The following is a 12,587-nucleotide window of genomic DNA, read 5'->3' on the forward strand; positions in this document are numbered from 1 at the left end:
CGGGCGCCGACTTCAAAAGTGGGGAAATTCCGGCGTCGAAGGCCCTGCCCTGATTGACTGACAGTTCAGCCGGGCCGCCCTGCCGCGATGAGCTCGGGGAGCCGCCGCATGTCTGAAAATACGGTGGTCCCGGGACCGGCCAGGCGTGCAGCCGGGGTGACACCCCCCGCATATGCGAAGACGTGCATTCCGGCCGCCCGGGCGGCCTGGACGCCGTAGGCACTGTCCTCGACGACGGCGCACCGCTCGGCCGCGGTGTTGAGGCTTGCGGCGGCGTGGAGGAACAGGTCCGGCGCCGGTTTGCCGTTGGCGACCTCCGTAGCGCTGTAGATGCGGCCCTGGAAGCGGGGCAGCAGCCCGGTCTTGCCCAGGGTCCGGTGCATTTTTTCGTGGCTGCCGCTGGAGGCGACACAGTGCGGCAGGGACAGCCGGTCTAGGGCCTCCTCGATGCCGTCGACGGCTTCGAGGTCGCGTTCAAACGCCTCCTGGTACCAGCGCCCGTAGTCCCGGTCCCAGCCGTCGGCCAGCCGGACACCGAGCTGTTGTTCAATGGCGGCGACAAAGTGCGCCTCGGACTTTCCGACGAACCGTTTCACGATTTCATCGAGTTCCAGTTCCCAGCCGAGATCTGCCAGCACGCGCTGGTCCACCCGGATGGAGATCACCTCGGACTCAACCAGCACACCATCGCAATCGAACACCACCAGCTCAAAGCCGTCTTGACCAGTCATGAGGACATCCTAGCCAGCCGCTCCCGTATCCCTGCGGCGGAAGCCGTGGGAAGGTCACAGACCATGCCGCGGCACAGGAACACCTGCGGAGCGCCGTCCGGGCCCGCGCCGCGGCCCCGCAGCAGCGGCACAGGCCGGGCGGCGTCGTCGTCCTGGACCGCGACCACCAGCCCGGGGCTGGCCGAGAGCAGCAGCTCCCGGTGCAGCTCGGCCCGTTCCGGCGTGTCCGGCCCGGCGACGGCGGCCTCGACCGGACCGGCAAGGGCGGCCTGGGCGGTCGCGAGCAGCCAGCCGGCCGCGCGGGGTGCCCGGACCGCGAGCGGAGGCAGCAGCAGGGCCAGGATGTTGGCCGCCAGGGTGCGGTGTTCGGACGAGCCGGACAGGGCCGAGTGGGTCACCAGGGCGCCGGCCAGCGCGGCGGCGCCGCTGGGGGTGGCACTGTCGAACAGCTCCAGACCGTCCCGGCCGCCCTGGGCGGTTGTGACCTGCGCCGACTCGCCCGCCGCGTCTCTCAGGCTGCCGTCGGCTGCGAACCGCCTGCAGGCAGCGTCCAGGATGGCCTCGGCCAGCTCATACCAGCGGGTGTGCCCAGTAACCCCGTAAAGCGCGAACAGCCCCTCGGCGCAGAAGGCATAGTCCTCCAGCAAGCCGCCGATTCCGCGCGCCACCCCGTCGTGGGAGACGCGCATGAGCCGGCCGGGGCCATCCGTTGCCGGCCGCCAGTGCACGCGCTCAAGGTAGGCCGCGATCCCTTCCGCGGCGTCCACGAGCTCCGGCCGCGCCAGGACGGCACCGGCCTCGGCGAGCGCCGCGACGGCGAGTCCGTTCCAGCCGGCCACCACCTTGTCATCCCGGCCGGGCTGGGATCGTCCGTTGCGCGCCTGCGCCAGCAGCGGGCGCACCCGCTGCCACAGCGCGGCATCCCCGCCGGTTATCGCCCGGCCCGGATGCAGCGGCGAACCGTCGGCGCCCACGCTCCCGGGCGTGCGGACGTTCATGAGGGCAGCCACGGCGGCGCCGTCAGCAGGTCCCAGGAGCGACTCGAGCTCCTCGGGGGTCCACAGGTAGCTGGCCCCCTCGGCGTGCACGCCGTCGACGACCGTATCGGCGTCCAGCGACGACGCCAGTGCCACGACCCCCGCGTCCGGGCCCGCCGCAGGACCAGGCGTCAGCCCTAGGCGGGCCAGGAGCCAGTCGGAGGTGCGCCCGGCGATCCCTGCAGCCTCGGCAGCCGGGTACTCGGGAGTGCCGCCCAGCCGGACCCAGTGGGCGTAGACGCGCAGCAGCTGGGCGTTGTCGTAGAGCATTTTTTCGAAATGCGGAACGGACCAGTCGCGGGTCACCGAATAGCGGGCGAAGCCGCCGTCGAGCTGGTCGAACAACGCCGAACGGGACATCGCCGCGAGGGTCCGCCCGGCCATGTCACGCGCCGCAGCAGCGGTGTCCGGGGCCGCGGCCGCCGGCGGCGCTCCGTCCGAGGGCACTGCGGCGTGGCGGATCAGGAATTCGAGCACGGCCGCGGGCGGGAACTTTGGCGCGCCGCCAAAGCCGCCGTGGGCCTCGTCCTCGGAGCCGGACAGGGCGGCAACGGCTTCGCCAAGGAGCGCGCCGTCCAGGGGTTCGGGCGGCCCGTCGAGGCGCAGGGCGGCGGCTGGCTGGGACGCGGCGATGCCGCGCGCCAGGGTGGCCGCGTTGGCCTCGACAGCGCCACGGCGTTCCGTCCAGGCCTCGCTCACGGCCTCAAGGACCTGCCGGAGGGACGGACGGCCCGGCATGGGCCGGGGCGGGAAGTAAGTGCCGGCATGGAAGGCCCGGCCGTCGGGCAGGAGGAAGACGGACATCGGCCAGCCGCCCTCGCCGCTGATCGCCTGCGTGGCGGCCATGTAGACGGCGTCGACGTCGGGGCGCTCTTCGCGGTCCACCTTGATGGAGACGAAGTGCGCGTTGAGGTAGTCGGCGGTGTCCTGGTCCTCGAAGGATTCATGAGCCATGACGTGGCACCAGTGGCAGGCCGCGTAGCCGATTGAGAGGAACACCGGCACGTCCCGGACGGTCGCGGCGGCGAAGGCCGCGTCACCGAAAGGCTGCCAGTGCACGGGGTTGCCGGCGTGCTGGCGAAGGTACGCAGAGGGTTCCGCGGCCAGGGCATTTGAGGCTCCGGACCGCGGGTTGGGGGAACCGCCGTCAGCGGTTTCCGGGTCCCGCATCGCCGTTGACTTCCGGCCGGGAAACCCCGCCGTCGGCGGGCAATGCGGTGCCGTCAGCGCGGAAGGCAGCGCCGTCGGCAGGGAATACGCCGCCCGGGGCCCCTGCCTCTTCGGCTGCTTCCTCGGCGGCCGCACGCTCTTCCTCTACCTGGGCACGGTAGCGGACCCGGCGGATACGCCGCACCATGTCCACGATCAGCAGCGCGGTCAACACCACGATGAAGGCTGTCAGCAGGAAGCCCAGCAGACCCGGGGAGACCTGGTCCTCGGACAGGCCCGGGCGCAGCGACGGCGTTGGGGTGGGCGCCGGGGTTGTTGCCAGAGCGATGAGCAAGGAATGCACGGTGAGAACCTTCTGTGGAAACTGGTGTCTTTTCTACGGCGTCTTTTCTATGGTGTCTTTTCTACACCGGATAGAAGAGCCCTTTCGTCTCTATCTTAGCCCGGCGAAGAGATCCGTTTCGGGCAGTTCCGCCGGGATCCTGGACTCGATCAGGGAGTAGTCCTCCCACGGCCAGGCCTTGCGCTGCATGGCCGCGGAGACCGCGAAGAAGAATCCTTCCGGGTCCACCTGGGTGCGGTGGGAGCGGAGCGCGTCGTCTCGGGCTTCGAAGAAATCCCCGCACTCGATCTGGGTGCTGGTGGGGTGTGTCGGCGGCGGCGGGGTGTGCCCCTCGGCGTCCGCTTCCAGCCAGGCGGCCAGCCGCTCCGCATACGGCGACTGCAGGCCGGCCTCTTCCAGCGCAGAGTGGAGGGCGCGGAAGCGGTCCGGGCTGAAGGCGCGGTCGTAGTAGAGCTTGCTGGGCTCCCAGGGGTCCCCGATGCCCGGGTACCGGGCGGGATCGCCTGCGGCGGCGAAGGCCTCGACCGCCACGCGGTGCGCCATGATGTGGTCGGGGTGCGGGTAGCCGCCGTTCTCGTCGTAGCTGAGGATCACGTGGGGCTTGAAGTCCCGGACCAGCCGGACCAGCGGCGCGGCCGCCCGCTCCAGCGGCTGCAGGGCAAAGCATCCGGACGGCAGAGCCGGCAGGGGGTCGCCCTCCGGCAGCCCGGAATCGACGAATCCGAGCCAGCGCTGCTGGATGCCGAGGACCTTCGCGGCGGCGTCCATCTCGAGCCGGCGCGCACCGGCCATGTCGCGCTTGGGGTGCGGCTGTCCCTCCATCGCGGGGTTCTGGATGTCCCCGCGGGAGCCGTCGGTGCACGTGGCCACGAGGACGTCCACACCGGCGGCGGCATACATCGCCATCGTGGCGGCACCCTTGCTGGATTCGTCGTCGGGATGAGCATGGACCGCCAGCAGACGAAGCGGTGCTGACGGGCTGGGGGATGCTGTCATCGTGGGACGGCTCCTCTTTCTGCTGTTCTGCGCTGTTGGGGTGCGGCTGTTGGGGTGCGGCTTGATCTGTATGGCCAGCGGTCCCGGATTAATCCCGGTCCGATCCACACTAAACTGGACGGGTGACTTCCGAGGATCAGCCTGCCGCACCGGCTCCTACCAGCCTAACCAATCGTTACGGCCGCCAAAAGCGCGCGCTGACCCGCAAGGTCAAACGCAATATCCTGATCGCAGCCCTTGCCGTGGGCATTGCCTTCCTGGCCTGGGTATCGACGTCGGCGGCCACCAACAGTGTCAGCTTCAAGGATGTCGGCTACAGCACCCCCGACGCGACGCTGACGGAAATCGACTTCCAGGTCACCAAAGACCCCGCATCGGATGCGAAATGCGCCGTCAAGGCCATGGACTCGAAGTTCGCGATTGTGGGCTGGAAAGTCGTGGACATCGGGCCGAACGCGGCCGACGCCGGCACGGACGGCGGCCGCACCACCGCCCACCGCACCCAATTGCGCACGGAATCCCAGGCGGTCTCCGCTGTCGTGGACAGCTGCTGGATTCCCGACGCCGGAAAGTAGGACGCGCCAAACGCGGGACTCCCGGCCCCCGCACCGAGGCTGTTGAACTGGTCATCCACCGTGTCGCGGCGCCAATCAAGGAGCTCAAACAAGGTGTCCCGGGGAGGGACATCCTTGCGCCGGAGACCTATGCTTGTGCCAGCGACTCGTCGGTCTCGAGTGCAGGGCCCTGACCGAGGCGGCATCGGTCCGTCGTTGCTGCACGCGTCAACAAGAAAGCGGGATGCGCATGAACCCCGAAAAGTCGAAAGGAACCATTGGCCGGGGCGCTGCCGGCCTGTGGGTGCTGGCAGCGGCAACAGTCCTGGCAGTTTCGGGCTGCCAGCCAGGGTCAGGCGCCGGTAGTCGGGCGCCCGAGGTGGGCGCCCACGCGGACCGCCCGGGGCATGTGTTTGTGATCAATCTCGAGAATCAAGGATTCGACACGGCCTGGGGCGCTGACTCGGACGCTCCGTACCTCTCTGAGACGCTTCGTTCCAAGGGCGTGTTGCTTACCAAGTACTACGCAATCGCCCATCACTCCACTCCCAATTACATCGCGCAGATTTCGGGGCAGGCCTCCAACCCCATGACCCGGAACGATTGCGGCACATATGTCCCGTTCGTTCCAGCGGGCACCGCCCAGCCGGGGCAGGTGAAAGGTACCGGCTGCATTTATCCCGCGTCGGTACCGACCGTCGCGGGGCAACTCAGCGCGGCCGGTAAGACTTGGAAGGGCTACATGGAAGGGATGAAGAGCCCATGCCGCCACCCTGAGGCCGGGGCCGACGACGAAAACCAGGAGGCCTCCCCGGATGATGAATACGCGACCCGGCATAATCCCTTTGTGTACTTCGCGGCGATCACGTCCTCTCCGGATTGTCAGAAGAACGTGGTCGACTTCACCGAACTTGCCGGCGATCTTAAGTCCGCACAGACCACCCCCAACCTTTCCTACATCAGCCCCAACCTATGCAATGACGGGCATGACAGTCCCTGCGCGGACGGCAGGGAGGGAGGCCTGGTCAGCTCCGACGTCTGGGTGCAGAAACAGATACCCGCGATCCTGGACTCCCCCGCCTATAAGCAGGACGGGATGCTGGTCATTACCTTTGACGAAGCTGACGGTGCCAAACAAGGCCCAAAGGGGGTTCCCGGAGGAACAGCCGGGGGCCGCGTCGGCGCCTTGGTGCTCTCCCCCTTCGTCCGGGGCGGCACGACATCGGACAAGACATACACCCACTACAGCCTTCTGGCCACGATCGAAGACATTTTCTCGCTGCCGCGCCTCGCCTATGCCGGTGCGCCCGGAGTCGATGGTTTTGGACCCGACGTCTTCAACTCGCGGCCGTGACCAGCCCCACGGCCTGAACCGGTCTGCACGGCGGAGGAGGACAACTTAGTGTGACCTGCACCGCAGTGCTCTTTGGTTTATCCACAGCATTGACTACAATGGATCAATACCTTTCCCCCGCTGAGCTGGTTACTGCGTCATAAAAGTGGCCACCGTGGCGGGGTCTTTGCTTGTATGACCACCCAAAGGAGAAGTCCGTGTCTACCACCAACAGCGCAACTGCGGCTTGGCTTACCCAGGAAGCTTTTGACCGCCTGAAGGCAGAGCTGGACCACCTTTCCGGCCCCGGCCGGGCAGAAATCGTCCAGAAGATCGAAGCCGCGCGCCAGGAGGGCGACCTCAAGGAGAACGGCGGCTACCACGCCGCCAAGGAGGAGCAGGGCAAGATCGAGGCCCGCATCCGCCAACTCACGGCCCTTCTCCGCGACGCCCACGTCGGCGAGGCCCCGGCCGACGACGGCATCGTGGAGCCCGGCATGATCGTCGAGGCCAAGATCGCAGGCGACAAGGAAACCTTCCTCCTCGGCTCCCGCGAGATCGCCGGCGACTCGGACCTGGACGTCTTCAGCGAGAAGTCCCCCCTCGGCGCGGCCATCGTCGGGCACAAGGCGGGCGACAAGCTCAGCTACACCGCACCGAACGGCAAGGACATCACGGTGGAGATCATGTCCGCCAAGCCGTACGCCGGCTGACCCCGCAACACGTTTTGTTCCGTGACGGAACACTTTCACGAAACAACGACGCCGGTCTCCCCTTCGCGGGGAGGCCGGCGTCGTGTTTTCTGCCTGTTTGCAGGGGCAAATTGGCGGCTCGGCCTGGAACGAGGCCCGTGCAGGGTCGTCCAGGGATCGTCAGCGTCCTGGTCGTCAGCGTCCTTGGTTTTCAGCGTTCTTGGTTTTCAGCGTCCTGGGGACAGCGCCCCAGGGCGCCGGGTGCTCAGCAGCAGCGCCGCTACGACGCCGCCGATCGCCCCGCCCAGGTGGGCCTGCCACGAGATGAAACTGGCCACGGTGGGCAGGACGCCGAAGAGGATGCCGCCGTAGGCCATGAACAGCACCACGGACAGCACGATCTGCCACCAGTTCCGGTTGATGAAGCCGCGGACCAGGAGGAACGCGAAGAGTCCGAACACCAGACCGGAAGCGCCCACGGTGACGCTGGCGCCGCCGATGAGCCACACGACGAGCCCGGACGCCAGCCAACTGGCGGCCAGGGCGGTGATAAACACCCGCCGCCCGGACAGGAACACGAGGAAGCCGAAGATGACCAGCGGGAGCGTGTTGGACATGAGGTGGGCAAGGCTGGAGTGCAGCAGCGGAAACGTCAGGATGTCCAGGATTCCGTCCGGGCTGCGCGGCCGCAGCCCGAACGTGCGGTTCAGGGAATGGAACAGCGCGGTGTTGAGGATCTCGATCACGTACAACAGCACGACGAAGGAGCCGACCACCAGCAGTCCCCGGCGGGCCCGTGCCGCGGCGTTGTCCCCCACTCCCGGCGGCCCGCCCGGGGACGCGTCCGTCACCATGGCCCCTAGTGCACCACGATCGGCTGGAAACCCTCGGCGCGCAGCGCCGCGAGGACCTGGCTGCAGTGCTCGTGGCCCTTGGTTTCCAGGTTGACGGTGATGGAGACGTCGCCCATGCTGATGGAGCCGCCCACCCGGGTGTGGTCCAGGCCCGTGACGTTGGCGTCGTTTTCGGCGATGATGCGGGCGATTGTGGCCAGCGAGCCCGGACGGTCGTCCAGCATCATTCGCACGGTCATGTACCGGCCGGCGGCGGAGAGGCCGCGCTGGATGACCTTGAGCATCAGCATGGGGTCGATGTTGCCGCCGGAGAGAACCACCGCAACGGTTCCGGGGTTTTCGATCTTGCCTTCCATGAGCGCCGCCACGCCGACGGCCCCGGCAGGTTCCACCACCATCTTGGCGCGCTCCAGCAGGAAGATCAGCGCCCTGGCCAGGGCGTCTTCGCTGACGGTGACGACGTCGTCGACGAGCTCGCGGATGATGCTGAACGGCAGCTGGCCCGGCCGGCCCACGGCGATGCCGTCGGCCATGGTGGAGACCCTCTTGAGCGGGACGAGGGCGTCGGCGGCGAGCGAGGGAGGGTAGGCGGCAGCGTTCTCGGCCTGGACGCCAATGATGCGGATGTCACGGCCAAGTTCCTTGGCGCGTGACTTCACGGCGACGGCAACGCCAGCGAGGAGGCCGCCGCCGCCGACGCCCATGAGGATGGTGTCGACGTCGGGGACCTGTTCGAGGATTTCCAGCCCCACCGTCCCCTGGCCTGCGACGACGTCGACGTCATCGAAGGGGTGGACGAAGACGGCGCCGCTTTCATCGGCGTAGCGCTTGGCTTCGGCCAGCGCCTCGTCCACGTTGTGGCCGTGCAGCACCACTTCGGCGCCGTGGCTGCGGGTGGCGGCGAGCTTGGGCAGCGCGACGCCGAGCGGCATGTAGATCCGGGCCTTGATGCCGAGGCTCTTGGCTGCGACGGCCACGCCCTGGGCGTGGTTTCCGGCGGAGGCCGCCACGACGCCGCGCTTCTTTTCGGCGTCTGAGAGCTTGGCCATCCGCACATAGGCGCCGCGGACCTTGAAGGAGCCGGCGCGCTGCAGGTTTTCGCATTTGAGGAAGACTTCGCCGCCCACCGTGGCGCCGAGGGCCCGCGATGATTCCACGGGCGTCCGCGTGATAATCCCGTCGAGCAGCTTCTGCGCCTCTAGGACATCGTCCAGCGTGACGGGCAGGCTCTCAAGGGTATTCACGAACTGTTCTCCTTCTTCGGATCAGGCGTCGGTGCCCCGTCCGGCATCGCTGCCCGGAGCACCGCTGTTGGGTGCGGCGCCCTCGCGGCCGGGGGTTCCGCCCGGCAGGTGGACGTCTGTGAAGGTGGTGTCTGCGCCGGGTTCGAGGGCAGGGCTGCCCCCTGGTCCCGCGGTTGCCAGCACTTCATCATGTTCCCACGTTCTGCCCGCAATGTAGCGAATCGACGAGTTTGCTACGGCCAGGATCGGAACGGAGAACAGTGCGCCGGGGATCCCGGCGAGGTAGGAGCCCGCCGCGACAGACAAGATCACGGCCACGGGGTGAAGGGAGACGGCCTTGCCCATGACGAGCGGCTGCAGGATGTGGCTTTCGAGCTGCTGGACGCCGAGCACGATCGCCAGCATGATGAGGGCGTTGACGGGCCCGTTGGCGACCAGTGCCAGCAGCACGGCGATGGCGCCCGTGACCAGCGCGCCGACCACGGGGATGAAGGAACCGAGGAAGACCAGGACGCCCAGCGGCAGCGCGAGCGGCACGCCAATGATGGCGGCGCCGACGCCGATTCCCACGGCGTCCACGAACGCGACGAACATTTGGATGCGCGCGTAACTGACCATGGAAGTCCAGCCGCGGCGGCCCGCACCATCCGTGGCGCGGCGCGCCTTCCGGGGCAGGAGGCTGACGAGGAAGGCCCAGATCCTGTCGCCTTCAAGCAGGAAGAAGATCAGGATGAACAGCGCTAGGACCAGGCCGGCGGCGAAGTGCCCGGCCGTGCTCCCGAACGTCAGGGCCCCGCTGAGGATGCTGCTGCTGTTGTTTTGCAGCGCGGCGGTGGCGTCCTCGATGTACTTGTCGATCTGTGCGGCCGTCAGGTGGAGCGGGCCTTCCGACAGCCAGGTCTGGACCTGCTGCACGCCAGTGAGCGCCTGGGACCACAGCTCGCCGAAGCCCTGCATGAGCTGGCGCCCGACCAGGGTCAGGGCACCGATGATGATGCCGATGAAGCCGAGCACCGTGATGGCGACGGCGAGCCCCTTCGGCACACTGCGTTTGGCCATCCAGCGCACTGCGGGGCTGAGGAGCCCGGACAGGAGGGCGGCGACCATGACGGGGATAATGAGGAAGCTGACATGGCTCAGCAGCCAGACCAGGCCCCCGAGCACGAGCAGGATAAGCCCGCCGCGCCACGCCCAGGCGGCGGCGATCCGGACGCCGTAGGGAATGTCCTGGTCGATCTCGCGGTCGGTCCGTGGCCTGGCTCCGGAACGTACCCCGGTCCCGGCCGCGGAAGGGGAAGGGCTTGTGGCGGGTGCGGCGTCCTCAGCTGGCGTCATAGCCCCATGATTCCGCAGAGGCCGATTAATAGGAAACCAGGAACCGGCAGCCAGCAACCGGCAACCGGGTCGCAGCCCGCCGGGTCAGCCTGCAGTGGCAGTCAGCGAGGCCGAGATGCCCCAGGTCATGGAGAACTGCTCCCCCGGCGCGAGCCAGCGCAGGCCATCGCCGCTGTTGAACGCGTTGGCCGGACCGGTCATCGGCTCGATCGCGACCGCCTTCGACCGGCCTGGAAACTGGGTCGTCACGAAGACATGGACGTAACCGCAGCTCGCGTCCTGCCACAGGCTGACGGTCCGCCCGTCCGGTGACCGCAGCGTGTGCCGGGCGACGCCGCCGTCGAAGTCCAGGTCCGTGTACGCCGAATCGAGGTCCAGTGTCCCCACGGGCCGGCCGCCGCGCAGATCGAAGTCGCCGCTGACCGGCTCGGTGCTGCGCGGGATGAGGCGGTCATCGGCCACCAGCCGGGTCCGGGCGTCCACGCTCACGGTGAGCTCCTCGCTGGGCACGTCCCCCAGCCGCAGGTACGGGTGTGCGCCAAGCACGAACGGCGCGGGGTCCTGGGAGTCATTGATCAGGGTTTGGCGCACCACCAGCCCCAGGTCCTCCGCCAGTTCGTAGCGGACCCGGTGCCTGAGCAGGAACGGGTAGCCGTGCTGCGGGAAGACCGCCGCTTCCAGGGTCACGGAGAACTCGTCCTCGTCCACGAGTTCGTAGGAGGAGTTCCGCAGCAACCCGTGGCTGGCGTTGTTGCGGGAGACCTCGGTGATGTCGAGCTGCAGCTTCTTGCCGTTGAGGTACCAGACACCGTCTTCCACCCGGTTGGCCCACGGTGCCAGGGTTATTCCGGCGGCGCCGGGCGGGATGTCGGCATCGCCATAGCTCTCCGTCAGGGCAGTGCCTCCGCGGCTGTACAGCCGCAGGCCGGCGGCGAGTTCGGTAACGACGGCCAGGGCATCGCCGCGCCGTAGCTCGTATTGTCGTCCGGTCGCGTACCGCCGCATGGTTTCATCGGGGCCGGGAGCCGAGGGGGTCGCTGAGAGATCCATGGTGACCACCGTACAGACCCGCCCGGCAACCCGTATACCTTGGATCCATGACTTCCAGCAGCGCAGGCGCCAGGCCATGAATCCGTCCCTGGACAGCAGCGGGCTCGCCGCCCGGTTTGAGGCGGTCTTCGGCGGCCGGCCCGACGGCGTGTGGCGGGCACCGGGACGCGTCAACCTCATTGGCGAGCACACCGATTACAACGAGGGCTTCGTCCTGCCATTTGCCATCGACCGGGCAGCCCGGGTGGCCCTCAGGGTCCGTCCGGATTCCACCGTGCGGATGCTCTCCACGTTTGGTAACCAGGGGCTGACCACCGCGGACACCGGCTCGCTGGCCCGCGCTAGCGCCAAGGGCTGGACCAAGTACCCGCTCGGGGTCATCTGGGCTCTGCAGCAGCAGGGCCTCCCGGTTCCCGGAGTGGACCTGCTCCTGGGTTCCGATGTCCCCCGCGGCGCCGGCCTGTCGTCCTCCCACGCCATCGAATGCGCCGTGATTTCGGCCCTTAATGAGCTCATGGGCGCTGGCCTGTCCGCGCAGGACATGGTCTTGGCCACCCAGCGGGCGGAGAACGACTTCGTCGGCGCGCCCACCGGCATCATGGACCAGTCCGCCTCGCTCCGGGCCACGGCCGGCCACGCCGTCTTCCTCGACTGCCGGGACCAGAGTGTCCGGCTGGTGCCGTTCGACGCCGACGCCGCAGGGCTGGTGCTGCTGGTCATCGACACCCGGGTTTCCCATTCCCACGCCGACGGCGGGTACGCGGCCCGGCGGGAATCGTGCGAACTCGCCGCCGAGGTCCTCGGCGTGCCGGCGCTGCGCGACGTCGGGTTCGAGGACCTCGAGGAGGCCAGCGGGCTTCTGGACCAGGAGACGTTCCGTCGCCTCCGGCATGTCGTGACCGAGAACCGCCGCGTCCTGCAGACGGTCGAGCTGCTGGACACCTTGGGCCCGGCCGCCATTGGCCCCCTGCTGGACGCGTCCCATGCCTCGATGCGCGATGACTTCGAGATCTCCTGCGCCGAGCTGGACCTGGCCGTGGAAACGGCGCGGTCGGCCGGCGCGATCGGTGCCCGCATGACTGGCGGCGGCTTCGGTGGCTCCGCGATCGCCCTGACCCCGGTGGGATCGGCACAGCAGGTGCGCGCCGCCGTCGAACGGGCCTTCGCCCGGGCCGGGTACGCCGCGCCGGAGATCTTCAGCGTCAGTCCCGCGGCGGGGGCCATGCGGCTGGCATAGTCGGGGCGTAG

At 68.4% G+C, this 12,587-nt stretch carries 12 protein-coding genes; 4 read left to right on the top strand and 8 right to left on the bottom strand.

The annotated features are described in order from the left end of the window. Positions 1–65 precede the first annotated feature (65 nt). From BLS42_RS04310 to mca, 4 genes are all read right to left on the bottom strand, one after another. Entirely contained in the window at positions 66–731 is a 666-nt protein-coding gene (locus tag BLS42_RS04310) for an HAD family hydrolase (protein ID WP_090576943.1), read from the bottom strand. Continuing rightward, the gene (locus tag BLS42_RS04315) at positions 728–2,938 is read right to left on the bottom strand and encodes a thioredoxin domain-containing protein (protein ID WP_090576946.1); all 2,211 of its coding nucleotides are present in this window, start codon (positions 2,936–2,938) and stop codon (positions 728–730) included. Before BLS42_RS04315 ends, BLS42_RS04310 begins: the two co-directional genes overlap by 4 nt. Further along, positions 2,916–3,281, bottom strand: coding sequence for a hypothetical protein (locus BLS42_RS04320; RefSeq protein ID WP_090576949.1), 366 nt, complete (start codon positions 3,279–3,281; stop codon positions 2,916–2,918). The genes BLS42_RS04315 and BLS42_RS04320 overlap by 23 nt, the downstream gene beginning before the upstream one ends. Positions 3,282–3,371: 90 nt before the next feature. Continuing rightward, the gene (gene mca, locus BLS42_RS04325; protein WP_090576952.1) at positions 3,372–4,277 is read right to left on the bottom strand and encodes a mycothiol conjugate amidase Mca; all 906 of its coding nucleotides are present in this window, start codon (positions 4,275–4,277) and stop codon (positions 3,372–3,374) included. Between the two features lie 122 nt (positions 4,278–4,399). Here mca and BLS42_RS04330 point away from each other — a divergent pair, with 122 nt between their 5' ends. The 3 genes from BLS42_RS04330 to greA all read left to right on the top strand — a co-directional run bounded on the left by BLS42_RS04330 (position 4,400) and on the right by greA (position 6,877). Then, complete coding sequence (locus BLS42_RS04330; protein WP_090576955.1) at positions 4,400–4,852, top strand: DUF4307 domain-containing protein; 453 nt, start codon at positions 4,400–4,402, stop codon at positions 4,850–4,852. Positions 4,853–5,246: 394 nt separating this feature from the next. Beyond that, positions 5,247–6,185 carry an alkaline phosphatase family protein gene (locus BLS42_RS04335; protein ID WP_256336236.1) on the top strand — a complete coding sequence of 313 codons (939 nt, stop codon included), beginning with the start codon at positions 5,247–5,249 and terminating at the stop codon, positions 6,183–6,185. Positions 6,186–6,382: 197 nt separating this feature from the next. After that, positions 6,383–6,877, top strand: a complete 495-nt coding sequence (greA, locus tag BLS42_RS04340; RefSeq protein ID WP_090576959.1) for a transcription elongation factor GreA — start codon at positions 6,383–6,385, stop codon at positions 6,875–6,877. A 206-nt stretch (positions 6,878–7,083) separates the two neighbouring features. Here the strand turns inward: greA and BLS42_RS04345 are convergent, their stop codons facing one another. From BLS42_RS04345 to BLS42_RS04360, 4 genes are all read right to left on the bottom strand, one after another. Next, entirely contained in the window at positions 7,084–7,710 is a 627-nt protein-coding gene (locus BLS42_RS04345) for a rhomboid family intramembrane serine protease (protein ID WP_090576962.1), read from the bottom strand. A 5-nt stretch (positions 7,711–7,715) separates the two neighbouring features. After that, positions 7,716–8,954 carry a threonine ammonia-lyase gene (gene ilvA, locus BLS42_RS04350; protein WP_090576966.1) on the bottom strand — a complete coding sequence of 413 codons (1,239 nt, stop codon included), beginning with the start codon at positions 8,952–8,954 and terminating at the stop codon, positions 7,716–7,718. Positions 8,955–8,975: 21 nt separating this feature from the next. Next, positions 8,976–10,289 carry an AI-2E family transporter gene (locus BLS42_RS04355; RefSeq protein ID WP_176803159.1) on the bottom strand — a complete coding sequence of 438 codons (1,314 nt, stop codon included), beginning with the start codon at positions 10,287–10,289 and terminating at the stop codon, positions 8,976–8,978. A gap of 84 nt (positions 10,290–10,373) precedes the next feature. Beyond that, complete coding sequence (locus BLS42_RS04360) at positions 10,374–11,339, bottom strand: aldose 1-epimerase family protein (protein ID WP_090577139.1); 966 nt, start codon at positions 11,337–11,339, stop codon at positions 10,374–10,376. A gap of 76 nt (positions 11,340–11,415) precedes the next feature. Here BLS42_RS04360 and galK point away from each other — a divergent pair, with 76 nt between their 5' ends. Further along, entirely contained in the window at positions 11,416–12,576 is a 1,161-nt protein-coding gene (gene galK / locus BLS42_RS04365; protein ID WP_090576969.1) for a galactokinase, read from the top strand. Positions 12,577–12,587 lie beyond the last annotated feature (11 nt).

Source organism: Arthrobacter sp. ov407, from assembly GCF_900102895.1.
Taxonomy (GTDB): domain Bacteria; phylum Actinomycetota; class Actinomycetes; order Actinomycetales; family Micrococcaceae; genus Arthrobacter.

What these genes read in the sequence shown, in the direction of transcription:
- BLS42_RS04310 (WP_090576943.1), bottom strand. Translation starts at nt 731, where the DNA reads ATGACTGGTCAAGACGGCTTTGAGCTGGTGGTGTTCGATTGCGATGGT.
- BLS42_RS04315 (WP_090576946.1), bottom strand. Translation starts at nt 2,938, where the DNA reads ATGCGGGACCCGGAAACCGCTGACGGCGGTTCCCCCAACCCGCGGTCC.
- mca (WP_090576952.1), bottom strand. Translation starts at nt 4,277, where the DNA reads ATGACAGCATCCCCCAGCCCGTCAGCACCGCTTCGTCTGCTGGCGGTC.
- BLS42_RS04345 (WP_090576962.1), bottom strand. Translation starts at nt 7,710, where the DNA reads ATGGTGACGGACGCGTCCCCGGGCGGGCCGCCGGGAGTGGGGGACAAC.
- BLS42_RS04355 (WP_176803159.1), bottom strand. Translation starts at nt 10,289, where the DNA reads ATGACGCCAGCTGAGGACGCCGCACCCGCCACAAGCCCTTCCCCTTCC.
- BLS42_RS04360 (WP_090577139.1), bottom strand. Translation starts at nt 11,339, where the DNA reads ATGGATCTCTCAGCGACCCCCTCGGCTCCCGGCCCCGATGAAACCATG.
- galK (WP_090576969.1), top strand. Translation starts at nt 11,416, where the DNA reads ATGAATCCGTCCCTGGACAGCAGCGGGCTCGCCGCCCGGTTTGAGGCG.